The 18,648-nt window shown below is 54.7% G+C and carries 20 protein-coding genes; 5 read left to right on the top strand and 15 right to left on the bottom strand.

From position 1 onward, the window contains the following. Positions 1 to 4: 4 nt before the first annotated feature. The gene (locus HMPREF1487_RS26790) at positions 5 to 463 is read left to right on the top strand and encodes a type IV pilin protein (RefSeq protein ID WP_312482355.1); all 459 of its coding nucleotides are present in this window, start codon (positions 5 to 7) and stop codon (positions 461 to 463) included. A 56-nt stretch (positions 464 to 519) separates the two neighbouring features. Here HMPREF1487_RS26790 and ispH read toward each other — a convergent pair whose 3' ends face one another. From ispH to murJ, 6 genes are all read right to left on the bottom strand, one after another. Then, positions 520 to 1,464, bottom strand: coding sequence for a 4-hydroxy-3-methylbut-2-enyl diphosphate reductase (gene ispH, locus HMPREF1487_RS13335; protein WP_010797185.1), 945 nt, complete (start codon positions 1,462 to 1,464; stop codon positions 520 to 522). 40 nt (positions 1,465 to 1,504) lie between these two features. Beyond that, on the bottom strand, positions 1,505 to 1,951 hold the full coding sequence (locus tag HMPREF1487_RS13330; protein WP_010797184.1) for an FKBP-type peptidyl-prolyl cis-trans isomerase: 447 nt from the start codon (positions 1,949 to 1,951) through the stop codon (positions 1,505 to 1,507). After that, complete coding sequence (lspA, locus tag HMPREF1487_RS13325; protein WP_010797183.1) at positions 1,944 to 2,447, bottom strand: signal peptidase II; 504 nt, start codon at positions 2,445 to 2,447, stop codon at positions 1,944 to 1,946. Before lspA ends, HMPREF1487_RS13330 begins: the two co-directional genes overlap by 8 nt. After that, complete coding sequence (gene ileS / locus HMPREF1487_RS13320) at positions 2,440 to 5,271, bottom strand: isoleucine--tRNA ligase (protein WP_037030766.1); 2,832 nt, start codon at positions 5,269 to 5,271, stop codon at positions 2,440 to 2,442. Before ileS ends, lspA begins: the two co-directional genes overlap by 8 nt. A 10-nt stretch (positions 5,272 to 5,281) precedes the next feature. Further along, complete coding sequence (gene ribF, locus HMPREF1487_RS13315; protein WP_010797181.1) at positions 5,282 to 6,226, bottom strand: bifunctional riboflavin kinase/FAD synthetase; 945 nt, start codon at positions 6,224 to 6,226, stop codon at positions 5,282 to 5,284. A gap of 99 nt (positions 6,227 to 6,325) precedes the next feature. Next, positions 6,326 to 7,864, bottom strand: a complete 1,539-nt coding sequence (murJ, locus tag HMPREF1487_RS13310; RefSeq protein ID WP_037030013.1) for a murein biosynthesis integral membrane protein MurJ — start codon at positions 7,862 to 7,864, stop codon at positions 6,326 to 6,328. Between the two features lie 236 nt (positions 7,865 to 8,100). Here murJ and rpsT point away from each other — a divergent pair, with 236 nt between their 5' ends. Next, entirely contained in the window at positions 8,101 to 8,379 is a 279-nt protein-coding gene (gene rpsT, locus HMPREF1487_RS13305; RefSeq protein WP_010797179.1) for a 30S ribosomal protein S20, read from the top strand. Positions 8,380 to 8,483: 104 nt separating this feature from the next. Here rpsT and proB read toward each other — a convergent pair whose 3' ends face one another. The 4 genes from proB to rplU all read right to left on the bottom strand — a co-directional run bounded on the left by proB (position 8,484) and on the right by rplU (position 11,539). Further along, positions 8,484 to 9,602 carry a glutamate 5-kinase gene (proB, locus tag HMPREF1487_RS13300; RefSeq protein ID WP_037030764.1) on the bottom strand — a complete coding sequence of 373 codons (1,119 nt, stop codon included), beginning with the start codon at positions 9,600 to 9,602 and terminating at the stop codon, positions 8,484 to 8,486. Positions 9,603 to 9,612: 10 nt separating this feature from the next. Next, positions 9,613 to 10,839 carry an Obg family GTPase CgtA gene (gene cgtA / locus HMPREF1487_RS13295; RefSeq protein WP_010797177.1) on the bottom strand — a complete coding sequence of 409 codons (1,227 nt, stop codon included), beginning with the start codon at positions 10,837 to 10,839 and terminating at the stop codon, positions 9,613 to 9,615. Between the two features lie 107 nt (positions 10,840 to 10,946). Then, complete coding sequence (gene rpmA / locus HMPREF1487_RS13290) at positions 10,947 to 11,204, bottom strand: 50S ribosomal protein L27 (protein WP_010797176.1); 258 nt, start codon at positions 11,202 to 11,204, stop codon at positions 10,947 to 10,949. A 23-nt stretch (positions 11,205 to 11,227) separates the two neighbouring features. Further along, a complete protein-coding gene (rplU, locus tag HMPREF1487_RS13285) occupies positions 11,228 to 11,539 on the bottom strand; it encodes a 50S ribosomal protein L21 (protein WP_010797175.1) in 312 nt (103 codons plus the stop codon). Positions 11,540 to 11,850: 311 nt separating this feature from the next. On the opposite strand from rplU, the gene HMPREF1487_RS13280 reads away from it, so the two are divergent. Then, the gene (locus tag HMPREF1487_RS13280) at positions 11,851 to 12,822 is read left to right on the top strand and encodes a polyprenyl synthetase family protein (RefSeq protein ID WP_010797174.1); all 972 of its coding nucleotides are present in this window, start codon (positions 11,851 to 11,853) and stop codon (positions 12,820 to 12,822) included. Between the two features lie 162 nt (positions 12,823 to 12,984). Beyond that, positions 12,985 to 13,239: a PA4570 family protein gene (locus HMPREF1487_RS13275; RefSeq protein ID WP_010797173.1), complete on the top strand. Its 255-nt coding sequence runs from the start codon at positions 12,985 to 12,987 to the stop codon at positions 13,237 to 13,239. Between the two features lie 26 nt (positions 13,240 to 13,265). Here HMPREF1487_RS13275 and HMPREF1487_RS13270 read toward each other — a convergent pair whose 3' ends face one another. The 5 genes from HMPREF1487_RS13270 to HMPREF1487_RS13250 all read right to left on the bottom strand — a co-directional run bounded on the left by HMPREF1487_RS13270 (position 13,266) and on the right by HMPREF1487_RS13250 (position 17,921). Next, positions 13,266 to 13,883 (bottom strand): BamJ family beta-barrel-assembly machinery protein, encoded by a 618-nt coding sequence (locus tag HMPREF1487_RS13270; RefSeq protein WP_010797172.1) that lies wholly within the window; start codon positions 13,881 to 13,883, stop codon positions 13,266 to 13,268. 113 nt (positions 13,884 to 13,996) lie between these two features. Further along, positions 13,997 to 14,314 carry a DUF6482 family protein gene (locus HMPREF1487_RS13265; RefSeq protein WP_010797171.1) on the bottom strand — a complete coding sequence of 106 codons (318 nt, stop codon included), beginning with the start codon at positions 14,312 to 14,314 and terminating at the stop codon, positions 13,997 to 13,999. 61 nt (positions 14,315 to 14,375) lie between these two features. Next, complete coding sequence (locus HMPREF1487_RS13260) at positions 14,376 to 14,870, bottom strand: TIGR00645 family protein (RefSeq protein WP_010797170.1); 495 nt, start codon at positions 14,868 to 14,870, stop codon at positions 14,376 to 14,378. A 120-nt stretch (positions 14,871 to 14,990) separates the two neighbouring features. Then, positions 14,991 to 15,332, bottom strand: coding sequence for a PA4575 family protein (locus HMPREF1487_RS13255; protein ID WP_010797169.1), 342 nt, complete (start codon positions 15,330 to 15,332; stop codon positions 14,991 to 14,993). Positions 15,333 to 15,488: 156 nt separating this feature from the next. After that, positions 15,489 to 17,921: a Lon protease family protein gene (locus HMPREF1487_RS13250; RefSeq protein ID WP_010797168.1), complete on the bottom strand. Its 2,433-nt coding sequence runs from the start codon at positions 17,919 to 17,921 to the stop codon at positions 15,489 to 15,491. A gap of 283 nt (positions 17,922 to 18,204) precedes the next feature. On the opposite strand from HMPREF1487_RS13250, the gene HMPREF1487_RS13245 reads away from it, so the two are divergent. After that, positions 18,205 to 18,585 carry a hypothetical protein gene (locus HMPREF1487_RS13245; protein ID WP_010797167.1) on the top strand — a complete coding sequence of 127 codons (381 nt, stop codon included), beginning with the start codon at positions 18,205 to 18,207 and terminating at the stop codon, positions 18,583 to 18,585. Positions 18,586 to 18,648 lie beyond the last annotated feature (63 nt).

The raw sequence follows: 18,648 nt of genomic DNA, 5'->3' as shown, positions 1-18,648 counted from the left end.
AGTTATGAGCAAAATGCGATTAGGCAAAGCTGTCCCTCGCCGCACTATTCAGCGTGGTTTTACTTTAATCGAGGTAATGGTAGTAGTTGCTATTATTGGAATACTTGCAGCAATAGCTTATCCGTCTTACACCGAGCATATACGTAAAACAAACAGAACAGCTGCACAAGCTTCTTTAATGGAGCTTGTGCAATTTATGGAAAGAAATTACACCTCAACTGGAATGTATTCCAATTCGGACGGAACAGCTCCGGCTTTACCGTTTACAACCTCTCCAAGAGATGGAAATGCCGTTTACAATCTAGAGCTAAGTTCGGTAACTAAAAGTAGTTTCACACTACAAGCGGTGCCGGTTGCCGGAAAAGTGATGGCAAGTGATCGTTGTGGAACATTAACGATTACAAACACAGGTGTAAGAGGACAAGCAGCGACAGGAACTTCGACTGAGTGTTGGCGACGATAAAACAATAAGTGAAGGAACGACTACCGCCCTTGAGTCTTCAAAGGCGGTTTTAAACATTATATAGCTTTTACTCTAAGCTCCTTCGGCAGCGAGAACGTAATATTCTCTGGCTGCCCTTCAAGCTCAAGGCCCTCGCTTGCGCCCCAGGCTTTCAGCTGGTCAATAACGCCTTTGACCAGAATCTCAGGAGCTGACGCGCCTGCGGTGATACCGATCCGCTCTACCCCACTAAACCACTCCTGCTTGAGATCTTCCGCACCATCAATAAGGTAGGCAGCCGTACCCATACGCTCGGAGAGCTCACGCAGACGGTTGGAATTGGAGCTATTAGGACTTCCAACGACTAGAACGATGTCAGACTCAGTTGCTAGTGTTTTAACCGCGTCCTGGCGGTTCTGAGTGGCGTAGCAAATATCGTCTTTACGTGGGCCGCCAATGTTCGGAAACTTGCCGCGCAAGGCATCGATGACCTTGCTTGTGTCGTCCATAGACAGCGTAGTCTGAGTAACGAAAGCTAGCGAGTCAGGGTTGCGGACCTGAAGCGCCGCAACGTCTTCCTCGTCTTCTACAAGGTAGATCGATCCGCCATTACGCGTATCGTACTGGCCCATAGTGCCCTCTACTTCCGGATGACCTTCATGGCCAATCAGAATGCATTCGCGGCCGTCACGGCTGTATTTGGCTACTTCCATGTGAACCTTGGTCACCAGCGGACAAGTAGCATCGAAGACTTTGAGCCCTCTGCTTTCAGCTTCCTTGCGTACCGCCTGGGAAACGCCATGGGCGCTGAAGATCACGATAACGTCATCAGGCACCTGATCCAGCTCTTCGACAAAAACAGCGCCACGGTTGCGTAGGTTTTCTACGACGAACTTGTTATGCACCACTTCATGTCGGACATAGATCGGCGGGCCAAACACATCAAGCGCGCGATTGACGATATCGATTGCGCGATCAACCCCTGCGCAAAATCCGCGAGGGTTGGCTAATTTGATTTGCATGTTGAATTCCTTTCGCTCAGCGTCTGCTACTGAGCAGGCCTCAATGGGCAACAACCGGCTCAATGGCGATAATTTCGACTTCGAACGTCAACGTGCGCCCAGCAAGCGGGTGGTTGAAGTCTATAATCACCGCATGATCATCGAAGGATTTAACGATGCCGGGCATTTCGCCTCCTGCCGCATCGGTAAAGATAATCAGCAACCCTTCGGACAAGTCCATATTCTCGAAATCGTCTCGAGGCATCTGCTGCAGATTTTGCGGGTTTGGCTGACCAAACCCCTGCTCAGGCAGAATCGTCAGGCTACTACGCGCGCCCTCAGGCAAGCCGAACAACGCTTGCTCGAAGCCAGGCAGGAGATTACCGTCCCCTACCCTGAACGTTGCGGGCGCCTTGTCGAAGGTCGTGTCAACAATATCGCCGTTTTCCAGCTTGATCGCGAAATTGAGCGTTACGCGCGTTTCCGGACCAACCGTTATCTCAGACATGGGCTTCTCCTGTCTTTTTGGTACGGAACATATCCAGGGCAAGCATGATGGCACCTACGGTAATGGCGCTGTCTGCCAGGTTGAAAGCGGGAAACAGATGTTCCCGCCAATGTACAAGGACGAAATCAATAACGTGCCCCAACACGATACGGTCGTACAGGTTACCGATAGCGCCGCCCAGGATCAGCGCCAGGGCAATAGCAATCCAGGTATCGTTGCGTCCCAATCGCTTGAGCCAGACTACCAGGGTAATGCTGACTGCAATGGCAATCGCAGCAAAAAGCCAACGCTGCCAACCGGAATGATCCGCCAGAAAGCTGAACGCTGCGCCTGTGTTATAGGCGAGCGTCCAGCTGAACAGATCAGGAATCACCTCGATGCGCTGATACAGACTGAGCTGCCCTTCAAAATAAGCCTTGCTCAGTTGATCCAACACAACGACGACCACACTCAACCATAACCAGGCCAGACGGCCAAAACGGCCTGCCTCAGGCATAGCGGCGCACCTCACCATTGCCAAAGACGTTACTGACGCAACGGCCACAGATTTCAGGGTGGTTGGGATCAACTCCTACGTCATCACGATGGTGCCAGCAACGGGCACACTTGGTGCTGCCTGATTTGCGAACTAGAAGTTTGAGACCTGCCACCTCGCTCTCTACCGCTTCGTCAGGCGCCTCGTCAAACGTTGCAACCTCGACCCGAGAAGTGATCAGGATAAAGCGCAGGTCTTCACCCAGTTTCTTCAGTACCGCACTCAGCGGGCCGTCAACGAACAGCGTGATTTCTGCCTGAAGGTTGCCGCCGATTGTCTTGGCGTTACGCTGGTTTTCCAGCTCCTTGTTGACAGCAGCCTTGACCGCCATCACCTGATCCCAGAATGCGCGATCAAGCTCAGTGTCAGCTGGCAGTTCGGTCAACTGGTCATACCAGGTATTAAGCATGACAGACTCGTTGCGCTTGCCTGGCAGGTATTGCCAGATTTCCTCGGCAGTGAAGGCCAGGATGGGCGCGATCCAACGAACCAGTGCTTCCGCAATATGGAACATGGCTGTTTGGCAGGAACGGCGAGCACGGCTGTCAGTGCCCGTGGTGTACTGGCGATCCTTGATAATGTCGAGATAGAAGCCACCCAGTTCATGCACACAGAAGTTGTGCACTTTCTGGTACACGTTCCAGAAACGATACTCGTTGTAGGCTTCCTCAAGCTCATGTTGCAACAGGAGCGCGCGATCCACAGCCCAGCGATCAATGGCGATCATGTCTTCCGATGCCAGCAGATGCCGCTCAGGATCGAAGCCGTTCAGGTTGGAAAGGAGGAAACGTGCAGTATTGCGGATACGGCGATAAGAGTCAGCCGAACGCTGCAGGATCTGTTGGGAAACCGCCATTTCACCCGAGTAGTCAGTCGCCGAAACCCATAGGCGCAGAATGTCAGCGCCCAGCGTATCCGTTACCTGCTGCGGTGCAATCACGTTGCCCAGCGACTTGGACATCTTGCGGCCATTCTCATCGACGGTAAACCCGTGCGTGAGCAATGCTTTGTAGGGTGGGTGGTCGTCGATGGCACAACCGGTCAGCAGCGATGAGTGGAACCAACCACGATGCTGGTCGGAGCCTTCCAGATACAGATCAGCAACTGGCCCCTGATCATGGCCCAGCTGATGCGAGCCACGCAGCACATGCCAGTGGGTAGTACCCGAGTCGAACCAGACGTCCAACGTATCGGCGATTTTCTCATATTGGGCGGCTTCATTACCCAGCAACTCGGCGGCATCCAGCTTAAACCACGCCTCGATACCGGCCTGCTCAACGCGCTGAGCAACCTCCTCCATCAATTCTACCGTGCGAGGATGCAGCTCTCCGCTTTCCTTATGCAGGAAGAATGGAATCGGAACACCCCAGGTGCGTTGACGCGAGATACACCAGTCAGGCCGACCGGCAATCATGCCATGCAGACGCGCCTGCCCCCAGGCGGGCACAAACTGGGTCTGCTCGATGCCTGCCAAGGCACGCTCACGAAGGGTGCCGCCCTCTACCGGCTGCTTGTCCATGCCCACAAACCACTGCGCGGTCGCACGGTAGATCAGCGGGGTCTTGTGACGCCAGCAATGCATGTAGCTGTGAGTAATATTCTCGCTGGCCATCAGGCAGCCGACTTCGCGTAGCTTCTCGACAATGGCGGGATTGGCTTTCCAGATAAACTGGCCACCAAAGAAGGGCAACGACTCGACATAAACGCCGTTGCTCTGCACGGGGCTCAGGATGTCATCGTTAGTCATGCCATAGCGCTTGCAGGACCGGAAGTCATCCTCACCGTAAGCAGGCGCACTGTGCACAATACCTGTACCAGCACCCAGCTCAACATAGTCAGCAAGATAAATGGGCGAACGGCGATCGTAGAAAGGATGATTGAAGGCGATCAGCTCCAGCGCTTCACCCTTGGCCGTCGCGATGACCTTTCCTTCCAGCGAGTACCGCTTCAGGCAGCTCTCGACCAGTTCCTCAGCCAGCAGAAGCAGCTTGTCACCCACGTCCACCAGTGCATAGTCAAACTCGGGATGCACATTAAGCGCCTGGTTGGCCGGGATGGTCCAGGGTGTGGTAGTCCAGATGACGATATAGGCTTTCTTGGGCAGCGCTTCCAGGCCGAAGGCAGCAGCAAGCTTGTCATCTTCGGCGCTGGGAAAGGCCACATCGATCGTCATGGACTGCTTGTCCGCGTACTCCACTTCAGCTTCGGCCAATGCAGAACCGCAATCGAAGCACCAGTTGACCGGCTTCAGACCCTTGAATACAAAGCCCTTACGAACCATTTCAGCCAACGCACGGATTTCTCCCGCCTCGTTGGCATAATCCATGGTTTTGTAGGGATTATCCCACTCACCCAACACACCCAAGCGGATGAAGTCGGCTTTCTGCCCTTCTACCTGCTCAGCCGCATAGGCACGGCAGAGTTCGCGGGTTTTGTCGGCTGGCAGATTCTTGCCGTGGGTGATCTCAACCTTGTGTTCGATAGGCAGGCCATGGCAATCCCAGCCGGGAACATAGGGTGCGTCATAACCCGACAGGGTTTTGGAGCGGACAATAATGTCCTTGATGATCTTGTTGACCGCATGACCAATATGAATATTGCCGTTGGCATAGGGCGGGCCATCATGAAGGATGAAGGTAGGACGCCCTTTGCCAATTTTGCGCAGCTTTTGGTAGAGACCAATACCATTCCAGTACTTAAGGGTTTCAGGCTCGCGTTGCGGCAAGCCGGCTTTCATGGGGAAATCGGTAGCTGGAAGGTTAAGCGTGGCTTTGTAATCGGTCATTTCGGGCTCTTCAGATCTCATCAAGCGGTTGGCCCAGCCAATAAGCTCGGGCGGCGGCGACATCGGCATCAATCGCCGCCTTCAATGCCTCCAGAGAGGCGAAACGCTGCTCGTCTCGCAGCTTGCGGTGAAAAACAACAGTCAGATGCTGACCATACAGATCGCCAGCATATTCGAGAAGATGTACTTCAAGATGGGGACGGCCATCGCCTTTTACAGTAGGACGAAGACCAATATTTGCAACGCCTCCCCGGATCTGGCCATGAATATCCACGTTGACCAGATAAACCCCTTTCATAGGTGGCAGACGGCGCTTCAGCTGAACATTAGCAGTAGGCCAGCCTAATTGGCGAGCAAGCTTCTGTCCATGCAGTACACGCCCGGATAAGGTATAGGGGCGTCCCAGCATTCGATTTGCAAGAGACAGATCCCCCGAAGCCAACGCTTCTCGAATGCGCGTACTGCTTATTCTCATGCCATCCAACTCGACCGTAGTAGCGGCCTCAACCGTAAACCCGTTGATCCGCCCTGCATCGACCAGAAAATCAAAGTCGCCGGCACGGTCACAGCCAAAGCGGAAGTCATCTCCGACCTCAAGGTGCTTGATGCCTAATCCTTGGATAAGCACCTGATCGATAAAGGCTCGTGCTGAAAGCTCGCGCAGTCGACGGTTGAAGGCCAGACACACAACACGGTCTACGCCTGCCCTGGATAGTAACTCCAGCTTCTCGCGAAGGCGCGTCAACCGCACTGGAGCTTGTTCAGGCGCAAAGTACTCACGCGGCTGTGGCTCGAATATAACTACACAACTAGGCACTCTGAGCTCTATTGCTCGTTCATGCAGACGAGCCAGAATCGCCTGATGTCCCAGGTGTACTCCGTCGAAATTGCCTATGGTGGCAACACAGCCCTGCGGCAGGGGACTGAGATTATGAAGGCCTCGAACCAGCTGCATAGCACGCGTTCTATTTGCAAATTCTACGATTATACGCACGCTTGCCCGCAGACAACAGGCAGTCACTGACAAGCTTGCCCATGAACATCAAACCATTGGTCATGCCAGCGCTTTTTTCGTGAAGTCTTTGATACGAAATCCAAATGCCGCCAACACGCCAAAATAAGCGATCACTCCAGCAGCAACGACTAGCCCAAGCCGTGAAAAGCGCGCCAGCATATTGCCCTGATCCCATGCGGGCATGACATAAAGCAGCCCTAGAAGTACGGTCGACATGACCACAACCGCAACCACTAGCTTGGTCAGGAACAAGGTCCATCCGGGCTGCGGCTCGAAAAGCTTGTGCTTTCTCAACTGCCAATAAAGAAGACCTGCGTTGATACAGGCGGCCAGCCCGATCGCCAAGGCCAGACCTACATGCTGAAGCGGACCAATAAAGGCCAGGTTCATGAGCTGGGTTACTACCAATGTGAAAATAGCGATCCGAACAGGGGTCTTGATGTTCTGTCGAGCATAAAACCCAGGGGCCAGTACCTTGACCAAAATGATTCCGACCAAACCTACCGAATAGGCGATCAAGGCATGCTGGGTCATTTGTGCATCATGAGCCGTAAAACGACCGTACTGGAACAGGGAAATAGTCAACGGTTCGGACAGAATCGCTAGTGCCAACGAGCACGGCAGAACCAAAAGAAAGCAAAGCCTAAGTCCCCAATCCAAAAGACGGGAGTACTCGTGCCGATCATCCTTAGCATAAGTCTTGGCTAGCGCCGGCAAAAGGATAGTACCGAGCGCAACACCCAGAACACCGGAAGGCAGCTCCATCAAGCGGTCGGCGTAATACATCCATGAAACCGAACCGGCGGCCAGAAAAGAGGCAAAGATGGTGTTGATGATCAGGGAAATCTGGCTAACCGACACTCCGATAATGGCCGGGATCATTTGCCTCAATACCCGCCAGACCCCGCTGTCCCGTAGATTGAGGCGAGGCAGCACAAGCATGCCAATTTTTTTCAAGTGTGGCAGTTGGTACACCAGCTGTAGAAAACCGCCCGCCAGTACAGCCCATCCAAGCACCATGACCGGTGGATCAAAGTATGGCGTCAGGAAGACAGCAAAAAAGATCATGCTGACGTTTAGGAGCGTGGGCACAAACGCCGGGACGGAGAAGCGATTCCACGTGTTGAGCACTGCACCGGCAAGCGATGACAGGGAAATCAACAGAATATACGGAAAGGTTACGCGAAGAAGTGAAGTGGTCAGCGCAAACTTTTCAGGCGTATCGCTAAAGCCAGGGGCGGTAATCCAGATAACCCAGGGCGCAGCTACCATGCCCACCAAGGTCACAATCGCCAAGACCAGCGTCAGCAGGCCTGATACGTAGGCGATAAAGGTTCGGGTCGCCTCTTCTCCGCGCTGGCTCTTATATTCTGCCAGAATCGGGACAAACGCCTGGGAGAATGCGCCCTCTGCAAAGATGCGCCGCAACAGATTCGGCAGCTTGAACGCTACGAAGAAAGCATCAGTGGCGATCCCTGCGCCAAAAATACGTGCTACGATGGTATCGCGAATAAAGCCCAACACCCGGGAAACAAGCGTCATTGAGCTAACCGCAGCTAGCGATTTAAGAAGGTTCATGCGTTTGGATTCTATACATACCGATGACAGGGCCTGTGTATCTCCAAGCCTCAAGAAGATGCCTCATAGGCAAGCCCGCGAGTGTAGGACGATCAAACAGATAAAGCACGTACAGATGCAGTTGTTATCAACCACTCGTCCAGCCGTCTTTATAACCTTGACAATCGATTAACACATCGGCATGATTCGCGGCCTTATTTGCGTGGTACCCCCCCAGTTTTTCGAGGAGCTCGACGGTGGCAAACACACCTTCCGCCAAAAAACGCGCCAAACAGGCTGAGAAGCGTCGCAGCCACAATGCTAGCCTGCGTTCAATGGTTCGTACTTACATCAAGAACGTAGTTAAAGCGATCGACGCTAAAGATCTGGAAAAAGCACAAGCTGCCTACGCCGCTGCAGTACCTGTGATTGATCGCATGGCCGACAAGGGCATCATTCACAAGAACAAGGCTGCTCGTCACAAAGGCCGCCTGAATGCCCATATCAAGGCTATGAGCCAAGCTGCTGCCGCTTAAGGCTTAGCTTGCAATAAAAAACCGGCGAAAGCCGGTTTTTTATTGCCTGCGTTTTCAGGCATAAAAAACGGCGCCCATCGGCGCCGTTTTTTATGCGGGTGACGTTACACCAGCACCATATTGTCTCGATGAACAAGTTCAGGCTCGTAGACATACCCAAGCGCCTGACCAATGAACTCCGAGGACTGCCCCATGATCTTCTGTGCCTCGGCAGCACTGTAATTTACCAGTCCGCGCGCCACTTCATTTCCGTCAGGCCCCACACACGCCACCATCTCACCACGACGGAAACTGCCTTCTATCGCTTTAACACCTACAGGCAAGAGACTCTTATGGTCTTCAGTAAGGGCCTTTACCGCCCCCGCGTCCAGCACCAATGTGCCACGCATTTGAAGATGACCTGCCAGCCATTGCTTGCGAGCCGCCACCAAGCCCCGCTCAGGGGAAAGCAACGTACCCAGCCGCTCACCCTCACGCAACCGGCTCAGTACGCGCTCAATGCGCCCACCTACGATAACCGTACAGGCACCAGAGCGAGCTGCCAAACGAGCCGCACGCAGCTTTGTCTGCATACCACCACGCCCCAACGCCCCTGCAGAGCCACCAGCCACCGCATCCAGCGCAGGATCGTCTGCACGAGCCTCGCTGATTAGCGCGGCTTCAGGATTATGTCGCGGGTCGGCATCGAACATGCCATCACGATCCGTCAGGATAACCAACAGATCCGCTTCAACCAGGTTTGCCACCAGAGCAGCCAATGTATCGTTGTCACCAAAACGGATCTCATCCGTAACGACCGTATCGTTTTCATTGATGACAGGCACCACCCCCAACTCAACCAGGGTTCGAAGGGTGCTTCGAGCATTCAGATAACGCTTTCGGTCGGACAAGTCATCATGGGTAAGCAGCACCTGTGCCGTTTGCACATCATGCTCGGCAAAACTGGACTCCCATGCCTGAACCAAGCCCATTTGACCAACAGCCGCAGCAGCCTGCAACTCGTGAATGGCACTGGGCCGCGAAGCCCAGCCCAATCGACTCATGCCTGCCGCCACTGCGCCAGAGGATACGAGGACAAGCTCAACACCCGCACGATGCAGAGCAACCATCTGCTCGACCCAGCCCGACATGGCACGGCCATCAAGGCAGCGCCCATCATCCGTCAGCAAGGCACTGCCAATCTTTACCACCCAACGCTCGGAGCGAGTCACCCGATCGCGTATCGAAAGCTCTTTATCTGACATAGATGATCTCTGGCCCTTCACCATCGTCTTCGTCATCATCATCGAAGTCATCGTCGAGACTTTCATCATCGACGCTCTTTATGCCAGCACGACGCAGCGCACGCGCATCGTCCAACGCCTGTAGGCGAGCACGGGCCTCATCCTCGATCTGCTGATCCAGCTCCTGCGCCGCCTCAGCAAAGGCTGGATCTTCAGCGATACGCTCGGCACGCTCATCCAGATAACGCATGATAGCCTGACACAACGCTTCGGTGCCGTTACGCTCCAGGGCCGAGATCACAAAGACAGGCCCTTCCCAGTTCAGACGCTCAACGACAGCCTTGACCCGAGCATCACGCTCTTCCTCATCCAGGATCTGGTCAGCCTTGTTCAGAACCAGCCAGCGGTCACGCTCCATCAGCGCCGGACTGAACTTGTTCAACTCATTGAGAATCGTCTCAGCCGCATCAGCCGGATCGCTTTCATCCAGCGGCGCCATATCGACCAGATGCAATAACAGGCGTGTACGAGCCAGGTGCTTGAGGAAGCGAATCCCTAGCCCTGCACCTTCGGAAGCGCCTTCGATCAGACCGGGAATATCCGCCACAACAAAGCTCTTGAGGCGCCCCACACTCACAACACCCAGGTTAGGCACTAACGTTGTAAAGGGGTAATCCGCTACTTTGGGCTTGGCTGCCGACACCGCCCGGATAAATGTACTCTTGCCCGCATTTGGCAGACCAAGCAGACCTACGTCTGCCAAGACCTTCAACTCAAGCTTGAGATCACGCGCCTCACCAGGCTTACCTTTGGTGGTCTGACGGGGAGCACGGTTGGTACTGGACTTGAAGCGCGTGTTACCCAACCCGTGCCAGCCGCCTTGCGCTACACGCAGACGCTGTCCCGGCTGGGTCAGATCGCCAATCACTTCCTGGGTGCCCGCATCGATAACAGTCGTACCTACAGGCACCTGGAGAACCAGATCTTCACCCTTGGCACCCGTACAATCCGTACTGCCACCGTTTTCGCCACGCTGCGCCTGGAAACGGCGGGTGTACCGATAATCCACCAGGGTATTGAGGTTGACGTTGGCCTCCAACCATACAGAGCCACCGTCACCACCATCACCACCGTTCGGCCCACCTTTCTCGATGAACTTTTCCCGGCGGAAACTCATCATGCCATTACCGCCATCGCCGGCTTGCACGTGAATGGAAACTTCGTCGACAAATTTCATTAAAACCTCCCGCCGGAGCGGGCCGACTGAAAATAACTGGAAAAGAATAGAATACAGAAACAAAAAAGCCCCGTCGTTAAGACAGGGCTTTTTCGGTGAATCTGCGCTTAGGCAGCAACGACGCTTACATAGCGACGGCCGAAGGCGCCCTTCACTTCGAACTTGATCACGCCGTCGACTTTAGCGAACAGAGTGTGATCCTTGCCCAGACCAACGCCGTAACCGGGGTGGAACTGAGTACCGCGCTGACGCACGATGATGTTACCTGCTTTAACAACCTGGCCGCCGAACAGCTTCACGCCAAGGCGTTTAGATTCTGAATCGCGACCGTTGCGGGTGGAACCGCCAGCTTTTTTGTGTGCCATGTGTCAATTCTCCGAAAAGGCAATCAGGCCTGAATGCCGGTGATTTTGATTTCAGTGAACCACTGACGGTGGCCCTGACGCTTCATGTGATGCTTACGACGACGGAATTTGATGATGCTGACCTTGTCGTGACGACCCTGAGCAACTACTTCAGCAGTTACTTTGGCGCCATCAACTACCGGCAGACCGATCTTGACGTCATCGCCGTTGCCAACCAGCAGAACGCGATCAAAAGTCACGGTTTCGCCAGTTGCGATGTCGAGCTTCTCGACTTTCAGGAATTCACCTTCGGTGACTTTGTGCTGCTTGCCACCGGTAACGATTACTGCGTACATGGAATATCTCCGTTTAACCTGCTCACCCGGTGCTTTATAAAAAGAGTGATTGACCGGCATGGCTGCATGGGGTGGATAGACGCCCAGGCAATTGCGTAAGACAGGGGGTTAACCCTTGGGATTTCAGGGCCAGCAATTCTACGCAAGAAGGGATAATGTAGCAAGGGCTGCACTACTCTGCCTTGACAGTGCCACCCCTCCCCCCTAGCATGCCGCGCAACCCTATTGGAGCCCCGGCAGGTTACGCGCCCAGCGCTCCGCCCCGGCGCGCACTGTGCTGTAACAACGCACCGCACTTGGATACGCCCTACATGACGCAACCCCAGGCCTTTTATCGCGTGGTGGCTGATGATTTCGCCGCAGTCGATGGCATCATTCGCCGACAACTCACCTCCCGCGTGCCCCTGGTCGAAAAAATCGGAGACTACATCGTCTCCGCTGGCGGGAAACGCCTACGTCCCCTCCTGGTCCTGCTGACTGGAAATGCATTGGGCCATAGCGATTACCCGATTCGGCTACTTGCAGCCACCATCGAGTTCCTGCACACCTCAACCCTGCTGCACGATGACGTTGTCGATGCCTCAGGTCTACGTCGCGGACGCTCAACGGCCAATGCCCTTTGGGGTAATGCCCCTAGCGTGCTGGTGGGTGATTTTCTCTATGCCCGCTCCTTCGAGATGATGGTCGAGCTGGGCTCCATGGAGGTCATGCGCATTATCTCCCAGGCAACACGCGTTATTGCCGAAGGGGAAGTGCTACAGCTTTCCAAGGTCCGTGACGCCAGCACAACCGAAGAGATCTATATGGAGGTCATTCGGGGTAAGACCGCCATGCTGTTCGAAGCGTCAACACACAGTGCTGCGGCCCTGTGTGGCGCCTCAAGTGCGCAGGCAGAGTCCCTTCGGCAGTTTGGGGATTATCTTGGTATCGCCTTCCAGCTGGTCGATGACCTGCTGGATTACCGCGGCGACGCTACGACGCTAGGCAAGAATGTGGGTGATGACCTGGCAGAGGGTAAGCCTACCCTTCCCCTGATCGTAACCATGCGAGAAGGCACCGAGGAACAGGCGACCCTGGTTCGCAAGGCCATCCAGCAAGGTGGCAGCAAGGACCTGGAGGGTATTCGCACTGCAGTCGAAGCCGCCGGCGCGCTTGACTACACCGCCAATCTGGCACGTGACTATGCCGAGCGGGCCATTGCCTGCCTGGAAAGCCTGCCTGACAGCGTTCACCGTGATGCGCTCATCGAGCTAAGCCAATTTGCAGTAGCGCGTACGCACTGATATAGCAACCAAAAAGAACGCCACCTGCCGTCAGGCTCGTGGCGTTTTTTTATGTCTGTTTTGTGCTGCTGGTCGCCTTGGCCAGAAAAATTCGGATTAACCCTTGATTAATCAATAACAAGAATTATTCTCATTCATACACCCGATATGGAGGGATATGTCATGACTTATTTGATCGATGCTTGGCTGGACCGCCCACACCCCTACCTTCGCATACTCAATCGCGAGACTGGACAGGTATGCGTTGTACTGGATGAAGACGCATTGAATGAATTGTGGGAGATGGGCGAGCTTGATGTGCAAAGTTTGAGCAGCAGCGAACCTGCTCGCCAAAAGGAACAGGTCCGCCAACTCTTTCTGTTCTGCTATGCACGCGCCTTGCGGCCGGAGGACAGCAGTCAGCAGAGCTTTGGCTAAGCTGGTCTTGCGGCCAGCCCTAAGACTCAGAGAATCTCGAGCAGCTCTACATCGAAGACCAGTACGCTATGGGGCGGGATACTGCCAACACCTTGAGCGCCATAAGCCAGCTCACTCGGCACGGTTAGGCGCCATTTGCTGCCTACACTCATCAGCTGCAACGCTTCGGTCCAGCCTGCAATGACGCCACCGACGGGAAATTCGGCAGGCTGGCCACGTTCATAAGAGCTGTCAAAGACGCTGCCGTCGATCAGGGTGCCATGGTAATGGGTACGCACATGACTCTGGCGGCTAGGCTTGTCGCCCTGCCCTTCAACCAGCACTTCGTACTGAAGGCCAGAAGGCAACAGCACAACACCGTCGCGCTTGGCGTTTTCCAGCAGGTAGGCGGCACCGGTTTCTGCGGCTGCAGCAGCCTTGGCCTGCGCTTCAGCCTGCATACGCTCGCGAATGTGTTTGAAGCTGTCATTCAGATCATCAACCGACACACGACTGTCTTGCTCGGTGTAGGCATCCGACAAACCCGCTAGCACAGCCTCAAGAGACATGCCAGGTACCGGATTCTGACGAAGCTGATCGCCCAGTTGACGGCCAATGCCGTAGCTCACACGACTTTCATGCGTGTCCAGATTGAGTTCGCTCATTAGTTACCTCGGCTACAAAACGCCCAGCCTAACACAGACGACTGCAAGGCTCGGCGTGCATGCGGCAGGTAAATGACGGGTGATACTGTCTCTCTTTGAGCTACCGCTCAGGCTCAAACGCTTGCTTCACCGTTACGGTTGAAACCAAGGCGCGTCTTTAAAGGCGCCTCGCTACGCGGCGCAGCGCCCACCATTTCGTCATAGGGAGAATACTGCACAAGGTAGAAGGGAAGCTCCGGTATCTCCCTGAGCACATGCTGGGCATGGCCGGGCGAGCGCAAGTGCATGGTCTTGCCATCGTTTTCCTGAAGACAGCTGCGAGTCTCTACGCCGAGTATGTCAAGGATATAGAACCCTCCTTCCAGCGATAGAAGGTTGAGTTCCTGAATGCGACCTGCCTGGGCTAATGCCTTTAACTCTTCGAGTCTCATAGCGCCTCCGGGAAAGTAGCTGCCAGCACGGCTAACAACTGTCTTGACCTCTTATGACCCGTTAATGGTCATGCTTGGTGAGCTTGTCTAGATAACCCATGGCAAATGCCGAGAGCACGAAGGTCAGGTGAATGATCACGTACCATTTCAGATAGGTGGTATCGACATTTTTTGCGTCCATGAAGATTCGCAGCAGGTGAATCGATGAAATCGCAACAATGGAAGCGGCGACCTTGTTCTTCAATGAACTGGAATCCATTTTGCCGAGCCAACTGAGTTTTTCCTTGTCATCTCCCAACTCAAGTTGAGACACAAAGTTCTCGTAGCCTGACAGCATGACCATGACTAGCAAACCGCCCACCAGAGCCATATCGATCAGCGACAGGACCAACAGGATCAGATCTGCTTCAGTTTGTTCGAATATATGCGGAAGTAAATGAAAGATTTCCTGGAAAAACTTGATGGCCAGCATGACCAGGGCTAGCGAAAGGCCAAAATAGATAGGTGCCAGCAGCCAGCGGGCAGCATACATAGCATTTTCGAAAAAGCGTTCCATGTAACTCGCTCATGACAAGTGATCCGGCGAGTATACCGGCGCATACCGCCCCGACAAACGCCTGGAACGGTACAAATCATGGCAAATCATGAGAGGCCCAACCCTTTTAGGCCAATTTGCTCACAGCTCGGGTCGAGCTTGGTACTTCATGACAGGTTGTGCACGTTCTCCGTTCATTCGACGGAGTTCACCTTGAATGTGCAAGCGCCAGATCTGTGGATCAGACGCAGGAACATAGCCTTGTTCCTGCAGATTCTCGGCAATCGCTGCCATGACTGCCTCAGCGACAACCGGTCCGTGAAAAGGCCCTTGCGCCTTGATCGCCGTTGGATGCTGACCCGTCAGACCAGCAGCACACAGTAGAGTCCACATTCCTGGCTGATGAGCCAATGGTTTGACTTCACATTCGATACGGGTAACAAGACCCAGGCAAGGACGAATTAGAGTGATGCTGCGCGGCATGGCATCTTCCTCGATCTGTTTTTTCTAATAAGCCTGTCGTGCCCGAGGAGTTATCGAGGAGCGATAACGAACTTCAGCAGCGCAAGCCAGCTGCGGTGTGCCATGACCCGCAGGCCATGGCACATCTCTCATTCTTCCGACCTGACCGCTATGTACTCAGTTCTCGTCGTGCGTGTCCTTTTTGCTCTTATCTTTCAATTTGTCGGCCAGTTCATCTTCTATCTCGAGTTCAGCGATGTCTTTAAGCCGCTCGACAACCCGAGCATTCACGCTGCCCTCAGGAAAACGCCCTTGTGCGTCTGGTGCACCTGCCGGCTCACCGACCAGAAGGCTTAGCGCTTCGTCTGCCTGACGAACGGCATAGATGTGGAAGCGCCCCTCTCTAACCGCCTCTACCACGCGCTCATCAAGCATGAGGTTGATTACATTGGCCCTAGGAATGATCACGCCCTGCTCGCCGGTGAGGCCGCGAGCAGCACATAAGCGGAAGAAGCCTTCGATTTTTTCGTTGACGCCGCCAACAGGCTGCACCTCACCAAACTGGTTAATGGAGCCGGTTATGGCAAAACACTGCTTCAACGGTGTACGTGAAAGCGCGGAAATCAAGGTGCAGGCTTCTCCCAGAGAGGCGCTGTCACCATCCACATAGCCATAGGACTGCTCAAGGGCAATGCTGGCAGAAATGGCCAGGGGGAATTCCTGGGCGTAGCGACTCCCCAGATAGCCTGTCAGGATCATCACACCCTTGGAGTGGATCGGCTGCCCAAGACTGACCTCTCGCTCGATATCGAGAATGCCGCTGGCGCCGGGATAGACCGTAGCGGAGATACGAGCAGGCATACCAAAGGCCGAGTCTGCTACCTCAAGAACGGTTAGGCCGTTGCATTTGCCAACCGCGGCGCCTTCTGTATCAATCAGGATCTGACCCGCCATGATGTCGTCCAACACACGGGCCGAGACACGACCTGTACGGGTTTCCTTGGCTTTCAACGCACGCTCTACGTGGCCTCGATCGGTCACTTCGTCACCTGCCAGCTGACGAATGAAATCCGCCTCGCTGACCAGTTGGAACAGATCACCGATTCGAGCCGACAATCGACCTTGATGTTCGGCCAGGCGAGCGCTGTAAGTGGCAAGACGCGCAACTGCCGTTGCGGTCAGGGGCGCCATGCCCTCTTCGGAGGTCCGTGTTTTGAGGAGCTGTGCAAACTGCTCAAGGCTGTCGTCACGCAGCGGAATCTCTTCATCAAAGTCCACCAGCACACGAAACATCTCCTGGAACTCCGAGTCGAGCTCCTGAAGGGTGTAATAGAGCTGCCGCGAGCCAATAATGATGACCTTGATGTTTAGCGGAATAACCTGGGGGGTCAGGCTGACGGTCGCAAAGCGACCAAGATCAGCCAGCGGCGACTCCATCTTGAGCTGACGTGAATGCAGGGCACGCTTCAGGGCATCCCAGACAAAGGGTTCGGTAAGCAGCTTTTCCGCCTCGACGATCAGAAAGCCGCCGTTGGCCCGGTGCAGTGCCCCTGGACGCAACTGTCGGTAGCTGGTGTAGAGCGCGCCTTGATCAGAGCTGTACTCAATGCGACCGAAAAGATTGTCGTAGGTGGGATGAGGCTCGAAAATGACCGGTGCACCACTGGTCGCATGGTGCCCAATAACCAGATTGGGCAGGTATTGCTCTTTCAGATCCTTACGGCGCTGTGTGTCCGTTTTGGCATCGTCGATCAGCAGATCGACCACCGTTTTGAGCAAGTCGACCTGCATGGCCTGCAAATAGGCACATACACCCGGGTTGTCATTGTATTTCTCAACCAGCGGAGCCAGCAGCGGCTGGAGAGCCAACGTGATGGTTTCTTCATTCAGGCGGCGCAACTCATTGCTGGACTCGCGACGCCATTGCGGCAGACTGGCCAGCTCCTCATTGAGCCGCTCCTCTAGTGAGGATATATCGGCATGGAACTGTTCGCGCTCCGCTTCAGGCAACTGGGCGAATTCAGCCTCATCCAGAGCCTTGCCCTCCTTCATGGGCGTAAAGGCAATATTGGTACTGTCGCGGTAGAGCGCTACGCTTTTTTCCAACGCTGCACGTTCTACCGCATCCAGCGCCTGGTCGTAGCGCTGGTTGAAGGCTCGATCGATGGCGCTCTTTTTCTGCTGATAGGCAGGATGCTCGAACACCGCTGGAAATGTGGAGAGCAGGTTATCGATCAGCTGCTCGATATCAGCGATGAAGTCATCGCCATTGCCTGGGGTCAGCTCGACAGCACGGGGCTCGCGCAGCTCTTCGAAATTGTTCAGGTAGGCCCAGTCCGAGGGCGTAGGCAAGCGCTTGCCTTCCGCTTTCAGAAACCGTTGCACGAAGGAAAACCGTCCCGTTCCCGGCTCTCCCATGACATATACGTTATAGCCTGGACGTGGCATCGCCACACCAAACTGCAGGGCCTCTACAGCGCGCTCCTGTCCGAGAATACCCCGGAATGGGTCTAGCTCATCGGTAGTACTAAAGGACAGCTGGGCGGGATCAAAGGGACTGGTCAATTCGTCAGGTGCCAGGCGCAGGCCGGCAGCTACAGGATCATGCATCGGAAATCCTTGTGTCGTTCGGACATATCTGTCCGCATTCTGGCGTTGCGAGCCGGATAAGAGCAAGGCATGGCACTGCCTACCCGGTCATCATGGCACACGAAGCGGTCACACCGTTTTGACGAATTTGTGACATGGAAGTGCCTAACTTCAGAAATAACACCGACTCGCCAGTCCGGGGCTACGCTTAAGGGAAGGGAGCAGGAAAAGAAACAGGTTATGCGCAGTCAATCCAAGGGTCTTCGTACTGCGCCAGCGACGAAGTTTGCGCAGGAGTAAGACCATGTGGATGAGAATGTTATTGGCTGTAACGCTACTTACCGGGCTGAGCGGCTGTGAGAGCTACCATGACCAGTTGGTTGCAAAGGGTTATCCACCTCCTTATGCCGATGGCTATCACGACGGGTGTCTGACAGGTAAACAGGCGGTAAATGGCATTGGGGCCCTCCATAAGAACGTCCCCCGCTATGACCAGGAGCGTTATTACGCGCAGGGGTGGGAGGACGGCTACCGCCAGTGTGCCAGCACGGCTCAGAACGAACAGACCCGTCGCTACTATGAAGAACATTGGAGTGAGCACGAGGAGGACTGGGAACGCAGCAAACGCCGTGGAATGGCCCGGGCCCTGCGCGGCGACAGCAAGGAACAGAAAGACAGCAATTGAAAGCACATCAGAAACATCCGACGCTCTGGCGTGACGCTACTAAGTAGTGCTCGCTTTGGCTTT

It is taken from the genome of Pseudomonas sp. HPB0071 (assembly GCF_000478505.2).
Classification (GTDB): Bacteria; Pseudomonadota; Gammaproteobacteria; order Pseudomonadales; family Pseudomonadaceae; genus Chryseomonas; species Chryseomonas luteola.
The sequence above is the reverse complement of the archived record's forward strand: the minus strand, read 5'-3'. Positions and strand labels throughout refer to the sequence as shown.